The organism is Metabacillus endolithicus, assembly GCF_023078335.1.
Lineage (GTDB): Bacteria > Bacillota > Bacilli > Bacillales > Bacillaceae > Metabacillus > Metabacillus endolithicus.
On record NZ_CP095551.1, the window covers coordinates 197,140 to 218,609 of the forward strand.

The following is a 21,470-nucleotide window of genomic DNA, read 5'->3' on the forward strand; positions in this document are numbered from 1 at the left end:
GCAAAGTGCTTCTTAAGATGGCACAGAGAAAGGTAAGGGTAGTATGGAGAAGAAAGATAGTTCGTTTGAAGATTTTTTCGATATCTTAATTAAAAATGATGTGATGATGGAAACAGTTCCTTTAGAAGAGCAAACGGAATACATCCAACCTGATGATGATTATAATTTCCATGCATATAGAATATTGCTCTTAATTCGGATTTGCGGCATTATTAATGAATCTTATTTTAGCAACCCTACTATATATGGAAGAGGTAAATTTTCTTTTTTTGATTTTCTTATTCGTTATCCATTCTATTTAAAACGAGTGATTGAAATTGAAAAGAAGCCTCAAATCTTGGACAATTTAAAACTTAAACCTTATGAAACTGAAAGAAAGAGCCCTTTCTCCAATGATTAAATATATACGAGGTCCTTGGGACCACCGATATGATGCAATCTTGAATTATATGGTGAGCAAAAAGCTGATAAAAGTTCATTTTTCTAATTTCAATAAAAGTAAAAAAGCTATGTGTTTGACTTTAACAGAGCTAGGTATTGATATATCAGAACAAATTATAGAAGAAGAGCCTGTTTGGGTAAGTAGAATGGAAATTATTAATGCTATCTTTCCTAAAAATGCAACAAATGAAAGAATTGATGATTATATAAGAAAGCATTTTCCATCACTAATGCTTGGGATTGAAGGTGAGTAGATGTGTTTATTGAAGCAATTAAAATACGAATTATAGCAAAGAGCGGTAAAAAATATGGTCGTTATCTTAGCTTTTTAGTAGAAGATGATATTAGTGAAGTGAATATGATTTTTGGTAAGAATACTTTAGGGAAATCAACCTTAATTGAAAGCATTGTATATGGACTGAACGGTGAAGCCATATATGGTAAAAAGCAAAGAGAAATTATCAACTTTAAATTGTTATTAAGAAAATTTATGGATGAAAAATTGGAGCATGCTGAAATTTACTTGCAATTACAAAGTAAAGGGGAGCGTGTAGTTGTTTTAAGAGATGCTGTTAATACTAATGAACCTGTTATAGTTTTTAGAGATGTTTCATTAAAGGAAAATGATGCAGGAAAAACTTTAGATATTCGTACTGAAAAGAAAGACTTTTATAAGATTAAAAAAGATAAAAATATTGTTGGTAATCAAACATACCAAGAGTTCCTATTCTCATTTTTAGGTTTTGAACCCATACGTAAAATAGGTAACGATTTAGAAGATGAGGAAGATGAAAATAATGAGGAACGCTTAATTTTTTACATCGAAAATCTTTTGCCTCTTTTTGTAATACCGCAAGAGTCTTGGACAGATATCCAAGCAACTAACCCTAAATATGATATTACAGATGTTAAAAAGACCGCATTTGAATATTTACTGAACCTTTCGAATGCGGATGTTGCAAAGTATAGGCATTCTTTAGATTATTATAATTCTCAATTAAGGTTAAGAATGAATTCATTAAAGGATTTGCAAGAAGTCGTTCAACTATTATCTCATGATAATTCAAAGCAAATTGATAACGAGATTAAAGATAAGAAAAATGAAGTTAGTGACCTTCAAAATAAGATTGCTGAAATGGAAAAAGGAAATAGAGTGGTTGATAATGTCCTAAAAGAAATCCGTAATAAATATCGACATATGAGTATGGCTGCTAAAAGACATGAAGAATCACTTGAGCTATTGGAAGCAGAAATATCTCAATATCAGTATTACATAACCAAGATTGAATCGGACATTGAAAAAAATGATAAGCTTAAAACTGCTAAAAAGCTCATAGGTATTTTACCTATTGAAACTTGTCCGCGGTGTTTGAATGATGTAGATATTAAAGAGACGGAAGAATTATCTTCTGGGCATTGTCATTTATGTGGTTCTGAACTTCAAAATGAAAATAATACGGTTCAAACACTGCATTATCTATTGGATGAATTAAAAGATTTTAAACGATTAATGGAAAAGAAAGAAGACGCAAAAAAAGAAGTTGCGAACAAATTATTTTTAGTTCGCCTGGAATTAAAAGAGCTAAGAAAAACGATGGATAGTTATGAAGATCAACTAAAGCCTCAGAGCATGGAACAATACAATTTCTTTTCAAGAGAAGTCGGAAGAATTGAAAACAGTATAAAAGAACTAGAAAAAGATAAAAAAGTGCTAAGAAAGTACGAGAATATTTTAACAGAAAAAGATAATATAGCTGTAAAAATAAAAAGTTTGAAAAAAGCATTAAAGAAGCAAAAGCGAGTGAAGATTTAGACAATGAAAAGCTTGAAACTTTTGAAGAGGAATTCAAAGATACTCTCTTCAAATTGGATTTTCTAAAAGATGGTTTCGATACAGCTAAAGTAGAAAACTTGGATAAGTCGATAAAAGATAAAGGAAGAAAAAATATATCCGTCATTAGCAGGATATATGAGCAGATTAAAATAGATATAGAAGATTATTATCCGAAAATTGATGGAGTAAATTTATACAATATTACTTCAAGCAGTGGATTGATAAGAATTATTTTGTCTTATTACCTTGCGCTTTTAAAGACTAGTTTGATATATGAAGATTCTACAAATCATCCATTCTTTTTAGTCATGGATGAACCAAGGCAGCAAAACTTAGACTTTGATACTTTTAATCATTTTCTTGAGCAATTGTACGAGATTAAAGAAGAATATCCAAAACAATTCCAAGTGATTGTTGCTTCGTCTGTTAAAGGGAAAATTGAAGAAAAGGATGTACGATTAATTTTAAACAAGGTAAATAATAAACTGATTAAAGAGATTACTGAATAAGTTAGCAAAAAAGCCGAAGTTATTGAAGTGACCCCTATAAGTTAGACACGGTTATTTCATTAGGCAGCATTGTAAATTGAGTTCGGTATTGTACCTGACTCAATTTTAATTTTGCCTTAATTCTCTTTGTATTGTAGTATTCGATGTATTTTTCTAATTCTCTTTTAAACTGTTCAACAATAACAATCTCCTTTAGGTAAAGGAATTCTGAATTCATAATTCCGAAGAAATTCTCCATAACTGAGTTGTCATAACAGTTTCCTTTGAGAGACGTACTATTTTTAATTGAACTTTTAACAGGTGGTTATAATAGGGATCATTTTATAAAAGGAGGGAGGAAACTGAACTTCGTGTAAAATATTGTTTTTGCGAATAGTTAAATATAGAAAACGAAACAAATGTTTGCTATAATAAAATTAAGTCAATTTATGAAAGTTTTTCCAAAAGGATTTTGAAATATGTTAGAAAATTTTAGGTGATAAAATTGATCGATTATATGAAATTTGATGTAATGTTTTTTGATAATATTATTGCAAAAGTAGATCTAAAACCACCTGGAAGTGACAGACCATACGTTATTAATTATATTGAAGGGTTTTAATAAACAATTTTCCCCTAATCCCAAGGGGTTTATAACTAAAGAAGAACTAGAAAGATGGCTAAAATGGCGTGTATTTCCCCTACTAGAATTTAATACCGATGAATTATTAAATGCCCTCGGTTTAAACATTTATAACCGTTGGGGAATCGTTCGTAAAACACATGGAGTATGGCAGATGATGAAATATGGCTTCGTTTTAATGGTGAATCCTTAAAACATCGAGATATTGTTCTTCGTAAATACCTTTACTATCCAGATGAGCAATAAGAATAATTTAAATTTATCAAAATTATGTTCTTGTAAAGGATGATAATCAATGTTTGATGAAATCAATCGTAAAAAGGCTGCATTAGATACAGCACGTCCATTACCAAAATACACATTAAAAAGCCTTAGAGAAAAGATGTTGCTTGAATGGACTTATAATTCAAATGCAATTGAAGGTAATACACTCACTATAAATGAAACGAAAATAGTGTTGGAAGGAATAACTGTAGGTGGAAAAACTATGCGAGAACACCTAGAAGTTATAAACCATCGTGATGCTATTCAGTATGTTGAGGATATTGTACATAAAAGTGATCCCTTATCTGAATGGCAAATTAAAAATTTGCATCGGCTAGTATTAAAAGGAATTGATGATGAATATGCTGGGGTTTATCGTGATCAACAAGTATTCATATCGGGTGCACAACATACTCCCCCAGCACATTACTTGATTTCTGAAAATATGACTCAAATGATGAGTTGGTATCACGACAAGGGAATTAAACTTCATCCAATTATACGTGGTGCGATGTTACACGCTATTTTTGTTGGAATTCATCCATTTATCGATGGAAACGGAAGAACATCACGCTTGCTGTTAAATTTAGAGTTGATGAAAGATGGGTTTCCGCCCGTTGTTATTAAAGTGAAAAATCGATTAGCTTATTATGAAGCACTTGATATATCACATACAAAAGAGGATTACTCTGATTTTATCCAATTAGTTGCTGAAGAAGTAGAGGATTCGCTGGATTTATATTTAAATGCAATTAACAGAAACCCTGAAACACCGTGATGTGACGTTATGTTTAATTACTCTAATATCCTAATGCTTAATATAATATAAGCTTTGTTCAAGAATGTGAGTCTATTTTCAACGAAGGATGATGTAGTTTTAAATAAAATCAACGTTATTGAACGTTGTGTTAAACGAGTCAGAGAAGAATATGACGATAATCCTGAAAATCTACAAAATACCACTCAAGCAAGATTCTATCATACTTAACTTGCAGCGGGCATGTGAAACGAGTATCGATTTGGCAATGCATATTGTAGCTGAAAAGAAAATTGGATTACCACAAAACAGTCTAGATGCTTTTACTTTTACTAGAAGCAGCATATATTCTCCCCTCTTCAATCGTTCAAAAAATGAAGCTCTTAGTAGGTTTTAGAAATATTGCTGTTTATGATTTTCAAGTGACGAATTTATCTACCTTACAAACATTAGTGGAAGATCATCTAATAGATTTTATGGAATATACAAGATCTATCCTATTATATTAATTAACAATAAACTTATTATGTAAACAACTACTCGTAAAAATTGTATTTTACACAAAGTTACATAATTCGACAAAAAAGGGTGTGCTTTATTGGCAAATACTAGACAACATCAAAAACACAAAGAAAAATATAAAGCATTGTATTCTCAAATGCCGGAATATGTTAAAGATTATATAGATGCTATGGAAGACAACCATAGGTCTCCTTCTACCCTATTTAATTATTTATTAGACTATCAACACTTCTTTACTTGGCTAATTCAAGAGGGTATTTCTAAAGCTGATCATATCAAGGACATCCATTATGAAGTTTTAGCTGATCTTCCACTTGAGTTAGCTAGGGCATATTTCAAAAAATTAGAAGAAGAAGAATATGAAGTTTCTAAATATGAAAAGAAAACTCGATCAAAATCAATCATTAATAGGAAAAAATCTGCTTTGCGCTCTCTTTTTAAATACCTTACAACACAATATGAGGATAGTAACGGTGAACCTCTATTTCACCGTAATGTCATGCAAAAGATACCTGTTATAAAGGAAAAGGAATCCTTAAATGCACGGAGTATTAAGATGGCTAATTCAATCTTCCAAGAAAATTCAGATGTTGATTTTTTATATTATGTGAAAAATGAATATGAGAATGAACTCTCTGTACGTAAAAAATCCTATTTCCTTCGTGATAAAGAAAGAGATTATGCTATCCTCTCCCTTCTACTTGGTAGCGGTATACGTGTTAATGAACTTGTAGAACTTAGAATTAGAGATCTAAATTTCGAAAATAGTACTATTTCTGTAATACGAAAGGGAGATAAAAGAGATATAGTTACTGTATTTGCAGAAGTTATGAATGATATTGAAGTCTACCTAAGTATAAGAAATAATCGGTATAAAGGCACAAATGCAGAACATGAGTATTTATTTTTGTCCAAATATAAAAAGTCTTTCTCCCCAATAACTATAAGAACGGTGCAAGACTTAGTTAAAAAGTATACAAAGTCTTTTAATAAAGGGAAACGAAGTATGTCTCCACATAAACTAAGACATACATATGCTACAACTTTAATGGATGAAACCAAAGATCTGTCCCTTGTAATGGAACAGCTTGGACATACTTCTGAAACTACTGCTTTACTTTATGTTCATACAAGTCAAGAGAAGGCTAAAAAGGCGGCGGAGGCTTTAGCTGAAAGAAGAAAAAGACTAGAATGAAGTAAAATTAATTTTGGTATAATAAAAGGACTAGAAATTTATTTCTAGTCCTTTTTAAATAGTATAGATTCTCTTATATGTAAAGGTTATGAATAGACATTCAGTCGAACCTCGGTACAAGTAATTGTATGAAGAATAGAATAATATATATAATTTATATTGTCAATATTGTAAGGGGTGCTGTGCACTCTGAATTGAAAGCAATGTTTTAAGTGTTGAATTAATGAATATTTTCTTTATAGATAAGTTCCCTATGGTTTGTCTGATGGAGAGTTAAAAGAACGTAATTTTAATGACTACATTCAATTATTCATGGTCGCACATCAAAATGAACTTAATCTATCCCAGTTTGATAAAGTTAATGCTACCCCTACCCTGTCAAGAGAAGAAAACAATCAATAGGATTTATAACAATCAGAGATCACAAGAAGGAACAAGTAAGTTAATACTAAGACAAAATGCTAATAAACGATGAGCGCAAATCGTAAAATTTTCCTCGTTAACGTTCTACTTTAAGTTAAAGAGGCTAACTTATAATTCGATATAAACGACCTTTTCAGTATCCTCTTTACTTTTCAGGTCCTCTAGCAAACTGTCAATGTTTATTTCCTTCTGGGTAGTTTGGGAACTATTAAAATATATATTTAATATGGAAGTTCTTCCCTATGCTTTGTTAACCATTTTTTGAAGTAACTCTTAATTTTGCTCTTTTCAAAATCGTCCTCTAGGAGTGGAGGTAATCTATGTCCTTTTCGATACTCATAGATGTCATCCATCTTTTTGAATAGAGTTGTTTGCATTTCATTTTTAATGTGATCGATTTCTTCTTTGGTACTAACCTTACTTTTATTAATAACTTCTAAAAAGTAATCGTACAAGCTTTCTAGATCCATTATGTCCTGTTCCGTTCTCTCTTTTAATCGACTATCAACATTACCGATGGCTAACTGCAGCAATGAGTTATCAAGATCTTTTTCATAGGTTGATTCAGCATAATTATTTTCTATAGCACTCACAATATAACCAGCTAAATTAGCAAGCCCTTTATCCTCCATACGCAGGACATAACGCAAGTTTTCCTCAATGTACTTTGGCGGATAGTTCTTAACTAATTCTACTGCTTTTTCCCGTCTAATTCCCTTTGTAATAAGGAGGTTAAGAATGGTTTGAATATCATAATCTAGAGATTCTTCATCTATCGTTTTATTGATATTTTTCTGGTTTTTATAGATATAAAACACAAATGAATGTATGGAGCGTCCGACTTTTTTATGTACCTCATATTCAAAGCGAATATCTGTCTTTTCAGCAATTTCCTTCTTTGCTTTTTCAAGTACTACCGCTCGGAAATTTTTCATTAGGTTTAATTTATCATCAGGAATCGCCAGCATCTCTCTCAATTCCTTTATTTCCATGATCCTTTTACCAAAACGTTCTCTTTCTTTAAGCAGCTCATAAATTCTCCAGGAATACTCTGACCTTAATTTTAAAACATTATATAGCTGGTACTTTGTATATGATTTAAGGTTAATAAGGAATTGAGCTAAATCATCAGAGAGTTTAATCGTAATTTGACCTTCATCATAACTTGCCCGTTGTACCCAATAGATATCATCAATCACAAATTTATTGTTTTCTTTAGCCCGGGTTATAGTAAGAGGTTTACTGTTTAAACCATTCACTGTTTCTCTTATTCTTTCATAAAAGCCCGACTCCGATATGCCAAAGAGATTGGCTAAATCTTTTGTTTGCAAAACATATGTCTTTAAATCTTTATCTTCTGGTTGTACTAATGAAACTAGTGCATATAATAAACGTCTTTCATTTATTGATAGATTTTGTTTTGTATTAACAAGGGCGTTTGATTGATTGACCCAGTAATATGGCTTTAGATCAGCTTCTATTAGATCTTCATCAAAAGATAGTTGTTCAACTTGCGTTACCACAGTCATTTCAATCCTCCTAAACCTTAACTATCTCCAATATAATACAAAAAAACACAAGATTCCATACTTAGTTACATAGCTAAAATTAAGTAACCAATAAGTCTATAAATTCGGTGTATAAAATCAATTTATAATAGAATGATATGTCTACCTTTCCGGTGCTTTGAAATTACTAGCTAATCATAATCTAAATCCATATAGCTACTTTTTCGGTGCTGATATATTATAATTTTCAAATTATAATATACTATATGGCTATATATTCGGTGCTGAAATTTTTTTAGGGTTAAAGCAAATATGGCTACTAAATCGGTGCTACATAGAGTTATTGCTTCAGCAAAGAGTATATATCGTCTTGAAAAAAGCATTTAAAGGAAGCTATTAATAATATGTCTACCGAAAAGGTAGACATATCATATTAATACATAGAATAAGATATGAGTGGCAAGTTTACTATTGCTCTATATATCTACTATTTCGGTGTAACTCTACTCTAAAGTAACAAGTTTATAAAATATTACCGTTCTAGTAGACATATATAATGTGAAATGTTAAGGAAAAAAACTAATATGTCTACCCTTTAGGTAGATCAACATATAATAGATGTGAGAATTAAAAGAAGATGACCTTAAAAATAGGCTGTATACATGTCCCTTTTAGATCAAACAGATATAGATCTATTATTTCCACCGTTTTTATAGCTATATTTTGATATTTTAAAAGTCTCATACCGAATTAATAGACATATAACACTTTTTAAATAGACATATATCCACTTATATACTAGACATGTAACATCGTATTAGTAGCCATAACCACCGTTTTAATAGACTTATAGTACCGTTTTAATAGACATATAAGATGTTGAACCTTACTCTCCCAAGACCTAATTTCACCTATAAACAAGTAACAATTTATAAACAAGAAAACAATATATTAAACAGTTTAAACATACATACCTAAAAAAAGTATAGGGGATAATATTATACTTACCCATCTTAAAACATATCTATTTACACAAGTAGAATCATCTTTACAAGAATTTTAAAATAAATAGAATCTATATACCATAAACTTAAGTTTACTCCTAATATTCTAAATGCAGCCTAAATTAAATAGATATCTACCAATAAAAAGTTTAGAGAAATATCTAAAATATCTGCATTAAAATTTCATCATTATAACAAACGTCATAATCATGAAATTTTCTTAGCGTACCTATAAGTTATAAAAAACATAGAATAATATATTTAGTAATAGGAACACAATTAAATGGAAGAACTAGACCAAAAACTCAAAGTTTACTTTGAAGACTATTAATATTGATGTGCACCCCAAAAATTAGACGAACCAATTCTAACTTTTGGGGTGTTTTTTATGGTCAAATATGATGAAGGATTTAAGCTGAGTGTAGTTAACGCATATTTAGCTGGTGAAGGTGCATATGCTTCCTTCGCAAACAGATTTGGAATCCGAAGAATTATGGCTATCGCCGAATTGATATGGAATTGCGTAAGAAAGATTATATCCTAAATCACAAAAATCCTGCGCATTACCAATAAACTTGGTATTATTTGTACTTCATTCACACGTAAATCTCGTAAATACAACTCGTATAAAGGAACCGTAGGCAAGATCTCGAAAACCTTGTAAACAGTAAATTCTATACAAGCATTCCACATCAGAAATTAACGACTGATACATCTGAATTTAAATACTACACGACCGATTCTAATGGGAAGTTAATCATTAAGAAGGCTTATTTAGATCCGTTTCTAAATATGTATAATGGTGAAATTCTAACCTTTCGATTCTCAGAGAGACCGGACACTCAAGCAATAATGGCTGCTTTAGAGGAAGCAATTGAAATAACAAAAGATTGCCCCTATCGAACTACAATACACTCTGATCAAGGCTGGGCTTATCAAATGAAAAGGTATGTAAAGAAACTAAAAGATAATGGTATCTATCAAAGTATGTCCCGAAAAGGAAACTGTCTGGATTATTCACCAATGGAGAATTACTTCGGGATAATGAAACTGAAAATGTAATATGGTAATTGAGAGCTTAAGCAAGCAGTAACTGATTATATTTTTTACTATAACAATGAACGGATAAAAGCAAAATTGACTGGCATGGTTCCCCAGTGGAATACCGTCTTCATGCCAGTCAACTAGCTGCTTAAATATTTGGTCTAACTTTTAGGGTTCAACACATATTCTATTAATCGCCAGTCTCTCACTTCTTTTCTGATTGCATTCTTTGCCTTATCGGCAATTGCCAGCAAGAATTTTGTGAAGAATTTTCCATATTTATTCAGACAATCGAAAGAAGTAGTTGAATAATTCCATTGCCTATCATCATCTTTACAATAGATAATATTCGTTTTCTCTAGGTTTAACACCAATCCAAATAGTTGAATCTTTCTTACAGTCTTCGTTGAAGATATTTTGCTTCTTTCATTGAAGCACAGTGTGCTATTCCATCATCGGCGTATCTTGCCCAAGGAACCTTGGAATTCTTTTTTATCATAAAATTAAAAATGTATATTGAAGGATCGCAAGAACAGGACTTATAACTCTTCCTTGCGGAGTACCAGTTCACTCCGTTAACGTTCCGTGCTCCATTTGAAAAGGTGTAGTTAGCCATCTATGTATTTATAAAATGAACCATTCTTGATTTGTATAACGTTTTACCATTTCAATAAGATAAAGTCATATGGGATATTATCATCAATAGTCCCTTAATATCGATCGAACTCTAACACCCAGTCTTTCTGTCAGAAGTGTCTATTATAAGAAACTTCTATATTATTAAATTCCATTTTAATAACCAGAAGTACTATTTTATAAAGGTTTTTTTATAGTATCCATGTACAGACACTATATAATTCAAAAGCGTGATTTTCAAAAGAATCTCAATACATTTTTACTAAAAATAAACTAAAAACTAGAGTTTTCCTTTTTTAAATACATCAAATTATGAAAATATGAATAGATACTAAAACAAATAATAAAATAACCTCTTATTATAGACACCATAAACAAACCATCTTTTCCTTGTAGCCTCAATCGCATGAATTTCCCATTTATTTGGTCGGTATCAATAAAAATCATCATAAAACAATTTCCCCACTGTTTTTTCAAAATATAGTTTCGTAACAATATGTGCTACTCGGTCTTTGACTGAAGGAACCCCAAATGTTCTTGTTCCACCATTCTTTTTGGGTATAGCTATTACTTTTACTGGTTTTGGAAAATAGCTAGCTTCCTGAGACATATGATTCCACCCTAGCCCCAAGGTTCCCAAGTTCCGTACAAACGCAAGTGTTATATTCATGCCACCTATAACAGCCACCACTTAGACAGTAAATAGTTCACACCTCTAATCTCGTCCTAGGTTAACGACTACCCCCCTAGTCTTGATGGATCCCTATGCTTTCGACATTTCCGTATGTGGTTCACATAATCATTCATCTACATAACACGCACTTAACAGTTCTTGACTGCCTTTTTCCTACACTCAATACCCTAACTTTTAACTATAGCGCCTTAAGGTAATTTGAAATCCCAGCCTGGATGGCGATTCCGACGGCTCCATCGTCATCATTTGTACAGCATAGCTGCTTTGAGTAATCTCGCTACTCACAACGGTAACAGGATTATGAAAAATAGCGATGTCATCTTTCTTTGTAGCCAAATGTTGAAATTTAGCCAAGTTTCTGTCACTCCACCAAAACTTCTAACCCCACATTTCTTCTCATTCTTTATATTATTTCGTATGCTATCAATTTATTTCATCTTCGAGAAAGTTCTTCAAGAACATATTAATTACATCTCTGTTGCCATATTCGCAGTATTTCGCACCGTTTCGCAGAGTTTTTTCACTACTCATTGACTTGTTCAGATATTAGCAAAACAATTTATTGACTTTATTATTCTTAGCTCTGTTGAATTGTACTATGTTTTTGAGCTTTGAGCTTTTATGGTACAAGAATTTATAACAATAAATAACACTAATTTAACATCCTGATTTTATTGAGAGCAAAAACATTATTAAATTAACAAATATAAAAGACCAAATCGCTAAGTGATCTGGTCTTTTAATTGATATGCAATTATCCCCTATATTTCTCCACAAAAAACTGTATGGTAATTTATTTATCAAAATCTGAAGTCAGTGTTATTAAGAATTCCTCGGTCTTATTTTTAACAAACTCAGACCTATTTCCAAAAATCTTAGAAAATGCTCCTTGTTTATCCCATTCTTCTTCAGCCATTTGCTTTGCCCTAGACTGAATTCTATTCTTATTTACAAATTCATTAAACTTATTATCATTTTCTTCAAGTTTCTTTACTAATGTTTCATCTATTTCAGACTTTATGGTTTTATTTTGTTGTTCTAATTTTGACTCTAATTCACTAATAAGTTGATCTTTAACTAATAAATTATCTTTATATTTCTCTTCTAATTCTTGTTGATAGGTTTCTCGATTTTTCTTTTCTTCATTAATCTGTCTATTTAATTCCTCGATAGTTTCAGACTGCTCTTCTACCTTTTTTAAGAAATCTCCAGATTCTAAAAGCTTTTGGTTACTTTGCAGAAGGTTTGATATGTCCTCCTTTAACCTAGGCCTACCATCCTCTCCCCTTTCCATAAAAATGGTCATTAGCATATTTGTCATTTGCATATATTGGCGGAGCTCTTGATTTTGATCTAAGGATGGTGCATAACTATTTGGCATATTATTGTTCACAGGTGTTCCAATAATACCTACAGCTGATTGTAACCCTGTCATTTTTAGTTCGTCTTTTAGTAACCAAACCATCTTTAACTTCACTATAGAAAGATAGTTTAGTCTTATATATCTCGATTGTGGGCTTCATCTGGAAGTACATAGTCTTCTAGGTTATCTATGTAATGTTTTAAAGTACTAGCAGCTATTCGCTTATTGGAATCTAGAATGGCTCCTGCTTCCGCGATACTATACCATCGATGTAAGTCTTCTTGTAGTGCATTGATAAATTTGTTTTCAAACATTTCTTTCTTTAATGTTGGTCGATCTTTTATTTGTGTATATAGAGGATCGTATTTTAGTTCATCTTCTAATCTTGGGACTAAATCATTTTCATCATATAACATGTTCTTGAACCTCCTTTCAGATCTTGCTAAGTAGTTTTTCTAATTTAAATAATAAGATACGATTCGATTCGAAAAGAAACGAAGGTGGAATATGTGAATATACTAGTAATTATAGCAAATACTGTGATAAATAAAAATGAAAATAGCTTAAATGGTAATACGAAACTTATTTTCGTTTAACTTAGTATAATTTCGTGTGACTTCGTAGTAAGTGGTACACCTACTTTTCACGTAACTAGATGAACGAAAATTAAAGAAAAAATTCGTATAGCGTTCGAAAGTGTACGAAAAAAATCGTATCTCGTTTTGAAGATGATTGAATTGTGGTATATCAAAGTTTTTTGTGTTAATAGTGAGTTTGGGAACGTATAGGGGGCTCCAAAAAGAAGTTGTTTATAAATTATTGGGATAAGGCCTGTATCACACAGAAAAAGTAATAAATGCAGCAATTCTTAAACTAAAGAAAGGGAGGCACTATTTAAAAAATATTGTGATGATTTTAATAACAACTGATAACCTATGATGAAAATTCAACTCGCACTGATATACAGATACGGATATAGATTAGTTATGTAAATTCTCTAATAAGTCGTTACACAACTTTTTAGTAGTGATATTGCACAATTTTGGACCTTCTTCAACAGATTAAAAACGGTATTCTTGCTATTTTCTTACTTAAATCTCAATTATCCTTTTAATGTGGCAAATAGAAGCTATCTTTTATGCAATCGAACGCTTCATTTCCTTTGATTCTAATTGAATGGTCAATTAATTAGCTAAAAAAATAAGTAGAGGTAGAGTCTTTAATAACTCCACCTCTATATGCTGTGCTGTGTTTATTTAATTGTTCTCATATGAACCCTTTGTTTAAAGGGGTTTTATATTATTAATCATCCAAATCATCAAAATTAAGGTTATCTATATCTACTTCATAATTATTCTTGTTTTCATTTTGATCTTCTTCTTTGGTAGAAGCTACTTCTTCAAGTCCAAATTCAGCAAGGTCAATATTGAAATCATCATCGTCATCTTCATCATTAATTGATTCGATAGAAGCAGATTGGTAAATAACAGCTTTTTGTCGCTCCTGAAATTCTTCGTATTCTTTTACTAATCCTTTAGCAAGTCGGGCAGGGAGACCGTCTGTTTTATAGAATGTGTACACTGTAGCAGAGTGATCATTTTTTTCTTCTAAGTAACCAGTGAAAACAGTTCCACTCAAAGAAAAGGTATTCTTTTCTGTTATCTCAACACGGGCATCATCAATGAATGATGATCCTAAAGATTTTTTTTCATCTAATACTGCTAACAAACCTATATGATGAACTTTTGCTGCTACCATATCACCGTTTTCGAGTATGTTAGTTAATTCTATAGGTTGATGAAAACAGCTTCCTTCCATTGAATCTAATATCATTTCTTTAACATCATGACCATTATTTATGTTAGTTATAGGTTTAGTTAATTTATTGATTACTAATGAACCAGTGTTTTCTAAAATAATTCTTCTGAAATCTTGAGAGTCAAAGGTTACGCTAGTTCCACCACCGGTAGTCGCTGTATTTAATTCGTGGAATACTTCGCTAAAACGTTTGTTAGCATAATCACGATAATTCTCAACATTTCCACGTTCGTTTTCAGGTAATTTCTTAAACTCATCATAAAAGTGTTGATTATCCGCAAATTTAATAAATGCAATCCCTTTAGTTTTATCTTGACCGATTTTCCAAATCCGTTGAGCAAAGTCATTAACTTGTCTCAACGCATCGGGACCGTCAGCTCGAAGGGGGAGAGTAACAACTACTCCGACTTTAATAAACTTTTCCTCAGCTTTTTTTATTGCAATCTTCATGTATTTTTTGAGGTTTTCCTTAAACTCTTTAGGTTCAATTTCACTTTGTAGTTTAACAAGTTCTTTTTTTATTAAAGGTTTATTGTTAAAATCATAAAATTCTTCTAAAGCCTTAACGATTGTTGAAGTACCTGTACCGCCACCAAGTCCAGCGAAAAATAACACTAGGTCATCTGTAGGTCTTACACGCTCCTGAATAAAACCTTTCAATCGATTTTTCACGTCTTCATTTTCTTCTAAAATTGAGATAGCCTTTTGAGGGTTTTTTCCTAGACCACCTAAGTTTAGTGATACACGATTTGATTCTGTTATGTATTTCAGACCTTTTAAATCACCATCATTACTATTTAAAGCTAAGCAGTTATATACACTGTTCCCATTTTCGTTTTTTATTGAAGCGAATTCGTCAGCTATTCTAGAGCCGGCTTGTCCAAAACCTACTACCGTCATGTTTATAGCAGGGGTATTTTTTGTGAATGTTTTAGCCATTGCTTATTTCAACTCCCTTTTTGTATTTATTTCTTTTAACTATCGCTTCTGTAATTTGCCAGCCACGACTTGTCATGAAGAGAAATTTATAAGGTTTTACCTCTTCATAGTAGAGTAGTGACATATCTAAGAGCTTATCTACAATTCTCTCTGCTGCTTTCCGATCTATATTTGTGGTAACTGGTTTATATATAAAAGATTTTCCTTTCGTTACTCTTTCTTTTCTCTCCACTTGTACGTTTGACACTATATCATTGACTGTAACTCCATGAATTCTATCAACTGAGTCTTTCTGAGATTTAAGTGTACGGCCTATGTGGATGAAGACTTTTCTGCTCACGGCATCACTTTCGATAATATCCGTAAACATTTCTATTAAATCAATGGGGAATATCGCATTTTGATGCTTTCTATATAGATCCTGGTTCATGCAATCAAGTCACCTCCTGTATATTAATAGTTTACTATATATTACCTTAATGTAGTGTCTGTATCAAGACTGTATAATAAGATACTATTTAAGTGCGGGGGAATGTCATTACCTCTTAACCGTTGATATATATACGTTTGTTTATGGTGTCTATAATAAGAGGTTATTTTATTTATTTGTTTTAGTATCTATTTATATTATCGTGATTTGATGTATTTGAAAGATGAAAACTCTAGTTTTTAGTTTATTTTTAGTAAAAATGTATTGAGATTCATCTGAAAATCACGTTTTAAATTATATAGTGTCTGTATGTGGATACTATAAAAAAACCTTTTTAAAACAGTACTTATGTCTATTGGAATGGAATTTAACATTATCAAAGTGTCTTATAATAGACACTTCTATAGGATACCAAAGCAATATTCTGTATATAAACTATTAATTCTTTACATACCAAAATATTCGCATTCTTTCGACGTGTTTCTTTTTGAACTAGTCTTTAAACAATCATTGTTGGATACCGCATTCTTAATGATTAGATTGCAGTTATTGTGAATCAAGCTATGAATAATTGAATACGCAGAAATAAAATAGAATATGAAACATATAATTGTTAATTTATGAAATAAGTAATGAATCCTAGCTATGAATTAGTTATATGAATCAGCTTACTAACTATAAGTATTACCCCATTCATAAGCTGTAATTAATTTCATATTAAATTTCATAACCTGCATAATTGTAATTTTCATAATGTTAAAGTCTTAATTAACAAGAGTTTTGAATGCTTTTTCGCATTTGTTGGTATCATTTCGTATTGATTAGATTTTAATTAGCGGAAACCGGAGGTAACTATGTAACCCCGCTTAGAGCATTTCGTTGGCTCTTAATATCCAAACTTTGTTGAAATAATTGTAGTCTACTACTCTTGACGAAATTTTTCGTAGCATTTCGTAGTACGTCGTATTGCTTAGCGAGGAGTCTATTGACATCATATATTTATATCGTTTAACGTATAGCGTATAGCTAAATAATATAGGCGGAAGACGCAATGATTTGTTCTCGTACAGTTTCGAGGATTCTTCGTTGCGTCTTTTTTATTAGGGAGGAAGTTATATGCGACTGGGTGAAGAACGGGTTCAGGTAAGTAAGAGCCCAAATAAAAATAGATCTTATGACGCCGAAAGAGTACGAGGTATGATTCATTCAAACAAGGAGATTGATTATGTTATTCTCTTGTCCCTCTATCAGCATAGGGCACTTACAGCTGAACAGTTATACCGAATAGGAAAATTTAATCTTCATATCAATTCATTGAGAAACAGATTACGGACTCTAGCTGATCGAAAGGTGCTTTCTGTTAATTCAAGAGCTGGAATAAAAAGTGTTCCTGTTTTAGTTTATTCACTGTCTTTGTATGGGCTAAGGATCTTGATTGAAGACATACTCAAAGTGAAAGAATATGTGCAGCAGCTTGATGACTATAAAGAACATTACACGCTAGATGATTTAAAAGTCAGAGGGCAACATGAACATTTTTATGAAGTGCAAGATTGGTTAAGTCTCTACCTTTCTAGACAACCTGAAAGCTTCCATTGCGAGTGGAGAAGGTATCCGATCTTCGATGATGATGAGACGATTTCTTATAGACCAGATTGGATGATCTTTGAAAAAACAGAGGAATGGGAGGAAGAGAAAAAGGTAAATCCCACATCTAATCCGCTCCTTTACCCTTATTTTTTTAGAAGGACTACTTTTGATGATCAATTCTTGAAACCTATGGTGAGTGTCGAGTGTGACAGAGGAACCATGTCTCGCACCGAATTGGTAGACAAGTGGGAAGCCTACAAAAAAGAAGGAGAGGAAATGACCAGCAAGTCGTTAGTTATGTTCTATCCAAAACAGGTCAATGGTACAACACGTCACCGTAATATAAGAGAGACTATGGTTTATTCTTTTGAAAGTGAACTAATTGACGAGAAAATCCACATCTTTCAAGGTGAAAAGGAATCTACTGCCCAAGCTGTGGCTCTGTTTGTAGAGCGGGAAGGAAATGTATTGTTGAATGAACCGATGACAGACAGAAATTCAATAAGAATCCTAGTTGATAACTATAGGGCGGAAAATAAGAAGGCCGCTTATTTAGAAGTGAGCGATGAGGTGGTTGAAAAGTTAAGTCTCCCTTTAAAGCCGGATCATATAGTGTTGATTGAAGGGGAGGAAGATGAAATACAGATAATCTTTAATGGCATGACGAATTGGGTAAATCCTATAGGTAAGGTTAGAACTATTGAGAAATGGATTAAAGAGGGTGGACTATCTATATTTCAGCAAATAAAACTTATACTTCTGTATCCTGATAACGAATCCTTCAAGCGGGATATTACCTTTGTTAGTAAATATTTGCACTATGCTTCTTATAGTGAACTAAGTGAATTAGGTTATTGGGGGAAAGTTCATAGAGAGGAAAGGAAACATAATAAAGTACAGTGGCGGGAGGTATTGCTATGAATAAGTTAAAGCCCCTGCTACGTCAAATAAAAGAAAGTCCTAAGACGCCTGAAGTCGTTTCGATTCTCTTACATGTTACGTTATTCGTGTTCCTCTATTCGTTTTTATCAATGTTGATAGTGGTATTTAGTTTGAATCTTCATTGGGACAAAGGAATCGCAATTGAAAACTTCCCATTAGGATTAGGGTATCCTTTGTACATTTCATTTTATATGACTCCGCAAACCGCTCCACTTTGGGTAGTTGGTGTAGCGGCGTTATTAGCATTTATAAACTGGATATTAGCAACAAGGGTAAAGAGGTTCAGTAAATCTGTACCGAGAAGGACATTTAGCTTTTGTTTGTCTTGGGGTACATTGACTGTTGTTATCTTGTTTTATATTATTCGTGAAATTAAACTTATTGGATATGACGAGTTAGTACAGATACATGAAACGATTGATCCAGCACATGCTGCTTATTTGCATAGAGGTGCTCTTGAATTTATTGGGTATCTATTGATGGTCACACCGATAGTTATTGTTGGTCTATATGCTAGTTACTTGTATGCCAATTACAAAGAAGATGCGAATTTGCAAGAATGGTTTCGTACTTATAGGTTTGAAAGAGGATGGATTGGTCGTTTTGGAGAGGATAAAGTTAATCGACTTCCTGACATACAACTAGCTAGAAATGCTGAAACGAATGCACCAGTTATTTTAGAAGGTGAATCCCGCCAAACGGGAACCTTACTAATAGGTCCTCCTGGTTCTGGTAAAACATCTATCAAAATTAAAACAGCATACAGGCAGGATTTAGGTCATATGCAGCGGATGATAAATGAGTTTCCTAAACTTGCAAAGAAATACGGGATAGGTTCAAAAGAGTTTGAAAGGAATATGGGTAATCATTTGATTGGTACAGTCATTATTGAACCAGCCAAAGACCTTTGTGATGATGCTTATGAATTAGCTTTAGAACATAATATTCCAAGAGAGTTTATCACCTATCTAGATCCAAGCAACCCTGATACTCCAGGATTCAATGCGATGATCGGTCCAACCGCTCAGGTAGTTGAAACTATAACAAGTGTGCTAGAAGCAATAGCTCAGACGAATAATGAGTTTTTCCGTCAAGCGGCACGAGCTGTTTTGAAACATTATGTTTACCTTCTAAAGTTTTACAAAGGCAATGAGGCTACAATTCCAATGCTTGATGATATGTATCAAGATCCAAGAATGGTTATGGATATGGTTGAATCCATTGAAAAGACGATACCTCCTGAAAATGTCGTAAAAGAAATGAAGCAAGATGATGTCATTCATTGGATGATAGTAAAAAAGATTGTTAAATGGTTTAAAAATGAAGGTACTACGAGTACAAAAAGATCGTGATGGTACGGTTGAAAAGTACCCAAGGGGACATGAGCATGAAGGGAAGGTAGTAGTAGAAGATTTGCAATTTGAGTTTACAAGGCAAACTCGAAATCTGTTGTCTGATATTACCAAGAACCCTTATCTTGCGAGAATTTTGCTTGCTAAGAATGAAGTTGACCTTGATCGATTAATGAGTAAAGGAGGCATCTTACTTGTTAATACCGATGATGGAAATTTACAAGATCTTAGTGATACGTTTGGGAAGCTGGTTTTACTATGCGTTCAGAATGCCATTTTTAGAAGAAGCGGTACAGAGAACACAAGACCAATCGTATCGTTTTATGCTGATGAATTCTATGATTATATGAATGAGAAGTTCTTAAAATTAACCGGTAAGGCTAGGAAGTATAAGTTTGCTCCTCTAGTAGCTTGTCAATCTCTTACACAGTTTGGTGTTAAATTTGGTAAGGAATTTACAGAAAGTATGTTAGGGACAATACGTAACACTATAGTTTATGGTGGTGTTTCGAAATATGATGCTGAACTGTTAAGCGTGTATCTAGGAAAAACAGTAGTTGAAGAAATACAGGTGAGAGAGAGCTACACTCCTGACAATATGGATAATCCTAGTTTTGGATATTCAGAGAGTACAGTAAGAACAGAAAAAGACCTTGCTTCTGTAGATGATATTATGTTCCAAGAGTTCCGCTATTCTTATATACGTATGGTACAAGAGAAATCTAGTAAACGAGCTATACGAGCGGAAGGTGATTTTGTAGATACGTCAGAAGCGGATAAGTGGAAGAAGTCTCTTGATTCAGAAGCGGTAAACTTCTTCATGGACTATTGGAAGAAAGAAGTGAATGTTTCTGAAGCATTAGTTATTCCAGAAGATGATGAACAAGAAGATTCGGCCAGTGTATTAAAAAAGGAACTATTATCTTTTGATAAAGAGCAAAAGGTTGTTAAAGAAGAGCATAACCGTTTTAAACATTCCCAACATAAAGGTCAAGAAATTACTGAGGAAAATGATGAAGTAGAAGATGTAAAAGAGGAATCACAACAAGAGGAAAAAGTAAATTATAGTGTAGGTAAAATTAACAGTAAGCCTGTTTCTTTAAATGATCAAGAACAGAAAGATAATTCAATCTTTGATGATGTATCTAAAGAGGATCTTGAATATCTCCAAGAAAAAAGGGAACATCAAACTCCTTCCGCTGACTTAAAAAGGCATACTGTCAGTTTTAGTCATGCATTTGGGCAAAAAACAAAGCAAAATGATGAAGGAAGTGTAGCTGTCTCTAAGAAAGCAGCTCCAGCGTCGTTCACTGCTATGATGAAAGAACAGAAGACTTCATCTCCATTAGAACAAGTTACTGTTGTGCAGGACGAAAAGTATGAACATGCTACACAAGAGCTAAAGAGTGTTGAATTAGGTGATGAAAGCATGGAATTACTTAAAAAGATTATGAGTAAAAAGAATGGAAATTAGTAGTTGCACAAATGGGATTTATGGTCTATTCTTACAGTAAGTTAAATAAATTATGTGAATCAAATATAGGAATTATAGGCGGAAGACGCATAGTTCCCTTGTTTTTATT

18 protein-coding genes and 2 pseudogenes are annotated in these 21,470 nt (G+C 32.4%); 13 read left to right on the top strand and 7 right to left on the bottom strand.

Going from position 1 to position 21,470, the window contains the following annotated elements:
* The first annotated feature begins 43 nt into the window (after window positions 1-43).
* From MVE64_RS26980 to MVE64_RS26995, 4 genes are all read left to right on the top strand, one after another.
* Entirely contained in the window at window positions 44-400 is a 357-nt protein-coding gene (locus MVE64_RS26980; RefSeq protein ID WP_247347400.1) for a hypothetical protein, read from the top strand.
* Window positions 393-695, top strand: coding sequence for a hypothetical protein (locus MVE64_RS26985; protein WP_247347402.1), 303 nt, complete (start codon window positions 393-395; stop codon window positions 693-695). Before MVE64_RS26980 ends, MVE64_RS26985 begins: the two co-directional genes overlap by 8 nt.
* Window positions 696-697: 2 nt before the next feature.
* Window positions 698-2,254: a P-loop NTPase family protein gene (locus tag MVE64_RS26990; RefSeq protein ID WP_247347404.1), complete on the top strand. Its 1,557-nt coding sequence runs from the start codon at window positions 698-700 to the stop codon at window positions 2,252-2,254.
* 98 nt (window positions 2,255-2,352) lie between these two features.
* Window positions 2,353-2,784, top strand: coding sequence for a hypothetical protein (locus MVE64_RS26995; protein ID WP_247347405.1), 432 nt, complete (start codon window positions 2,353-2,355; stop codon window positions 2,782-2,784).
* A gap of 34 nt (window positions 2,785-2,818) precedes the next feature.
* Here the strand turns inward: MVE64_RS26995 and MVE64_RS27000 are convergent.
* Window positions 2,819-3,073: pseudogene (locus MVE64_RS27000) on the bottom strand (IS3 family transposase); the annotation flags it as partial.
* A 628-nt stretch (window positions 3,074-3,701) separates the two neighbouring features.
* Here MVE64_RS27000 and MVE64_RS27005 point away from each other — a divergent pair.
* The 3 genes and pseudogenes from MVE64_RS27005 (at window position 3,702) to xerS (ending at window position 6,144) form a co-directional block, all read left to right on the top strand.
* On the top strand, window positions 3,702-4,448 hold the full coding sequence (locus tag MVE64_RS27005; RefSeq protein WP_247347407.1) for a Fic family protein: 747 nt from the start codon (window positions 3,702-3,704) through the stop codon (window positions 4,446-4,448).
* A 66-nt stretch (window positions 4,449-4,514) separates the two neighbouring features.
* Window positions 4,515-4,936 (top strand): annotated as a pseudogene (gene hepT / locus MVE64_RS27010) (type VII toxin-antitoxin system HepT family RNase toxin).
* 89 nt (window positions 4,937-5,025) lie between these two features.
* Entirely contained in the window at window positions 5,026-6,144 is a 1,119-nt protein-coding gene (xerS, locus tag MVE64_RS27015) for a tyrosine recombinase XerS (protein WP_247347418.1), read from the top strand.
* Between the two features lie 644 nt (window positions 6,145-6,788).
* Here the strand turns inward: xerS and MVE64_RS27020 are convergent.
* The gene (locus MVE64_RS27020; protein WP_247347420.1) at window positions 6,789-8,096 is read right to left on the bottom strand and encodes a replication initiation protein; all 1,308 of its coding nucleotides are present in this window, start codon (window positions 8,094-8,096) and stop codon (window positions 6,789-6,791) included.
* Between the two features lie 1,371 nt (window positions 8,097-9,467).
* Between MVE64_RS27020 and MVE64_RS27025 the strand changes: the two genes are divergently transcribed.
* From MVE64_RS27025 to MVE64_RS28265, 3 genes are all read left to right on the top strand, one after another.
* On the top strand, window positions 9,468-9,623 hold the full coding sequence (locus tag MVE64_RS27025; RefSeq protein WP_247347422.1) for a hypothetical protein: 156 nt from the start codon (window positions 9,468-9,470) through the stop codon (window positions 9,621-9,623).
* Window positions 9,624-9,763: 140 nt separating this feature from the next.
* Window positions 9,764-10,141, top strand: coding sequence for a DDE-type integrase/transposase/recombinase (locus tag MVE64_RS27030; RefSeq protein WP_247347745.1), 378 nt, complete (start codon window positions 9,764-9,766; stop codon window positions 10,139-10,141).
* 39 nt (window positions 10,142-10,180) lie between these two features.
* Window positions 10,181-10,267, top strand: a complete 87-nt coding sequence (locus MVE64_RS28265) for a hypothetical protein (protein ID WP_425594034.1) — start codon at window positions 10,181-10,183, stop codon at window positions 10,265-10,267.
* A 925-nt stretch (window positions 10,268-11,192) separates the two neighbouring features.
* Here MVE64_RS28265 and MVE64_RS27035 read toward each other — a convergent pair.
* The 5 genes from MVE64_RS27035 to MVE64_RS27055 form a co-directional block, all read right to left on the bottom strand.
* Window positions 11,193-11,369 (bottom strand): hypothetical protein, encoded by a 177-nt coding sequence (locus tag MVE64_RS27035; protein WP_247347424.1) that lies wholly within the window; start codon window positions 11,367-11,369, stop codon window positions 11,193-11,195.
* An 877-nt stretch (window positions 11,370-12,246) separates the two neighbouring features.
* Window positions 12,247-12,918: a hypothetical protein gene (locus MVE64_RS27040; protein WP_247347426.1), complete on the bottom strand. Its 672-nt coding sequence runs from the start codon at window positions 12,916-12,918 to the stop codon at window positions 12,247-12,249.
* Window positions 12,919-12,950: 32 nt separating this feature from the next.
* Window positions 12,951-13,232, bottom strand: coding sequence for a hypothetical protein (locus tag MVE64_RS27045; protein WP_247347428.1), 282 nt, complete (start codon window positions 13,230-13,232; stop codon window positions 12,951-12,953).
* 886 nt (window positions 13,233-14,118) lie between these two features.
* Window positions 14,119-15,573: an FtsZ/tubulin family protein gene (locus MVE64_RS27050; RefSeq protein ID WP_247347429.1), complete on the bottom strand. Its 1,455-nt coding sequence runs from the start codon at window positions 15,571-15,573 to the stop codon at window positions 14,119-14,121.
* Window positions 15,566-16,003 (bottom strand): hypothetical protein, encoded by a 438-nt coding sequence (locus MVE64_RS27055; RefSeq protein WP_247347431.1) that lies wholly within the window; start codon window positions 16,001-16,003, stop codon window positions 15,566-15,568. Before MVE64_RS27055 ends, MVE64_RS27050 begins: the two co-directional genes overlap by 8 nt.
* Window positions 16,004-17,434: 1,431 nt before the next feature.
* On the opposite strand from MVE64_RS27055, the gene MVE64_RS27060 reads away from it, so the two are divergent.
* The 3 genes from MVE64_RS27060 to MVE64_RS27070 are packed head-to-tail and all read left to right on the top strand — an operon-like array spanning window position 17,435 to window position 21,361.
* Window positions 17,435-18,514 carry a hypothetical protein gene (locus tag MVE64_RS27060; protein ID WP_247347433.1) on the top strand — a complete coding sequence of 360 codons (1,080 nt, stop codon included), beginning with the start codon at window positions 17,435-17,437 and terminating at the stop codon, window positions 18,512-18,514.
* Entirely contained in the window at window positions 18,511-19,887 is a 1,377-nt protein-coding gene (locus MVE64_RS27065) for a type IV secretory system conjugative DNA transfer family protein (protein WP_247347435.1), read from the top strand. Before MVE64_RS27060 ends, MVE64_RS27065 begins: the two co-directional genes overlap by 4 nt.
* Window positions 19,856-21,361 (top strand): TraM recognition domain-containing protein, encoded by a 1,506-nt coding sequence (locus tag MVE64_RS27070; RefSeq protein WP_247347437.1) that lies wholly within the window; start codon window positions 19,856-19,858, stop codon window positions 21,359-21,361. Before MVE64_RS27065 ends, MVE64_RS27070 begins: the two co-directional genes overlap by 32 nt.
* Window positions 21,362-21,470 lie beyond the last annotated feature (109 nt).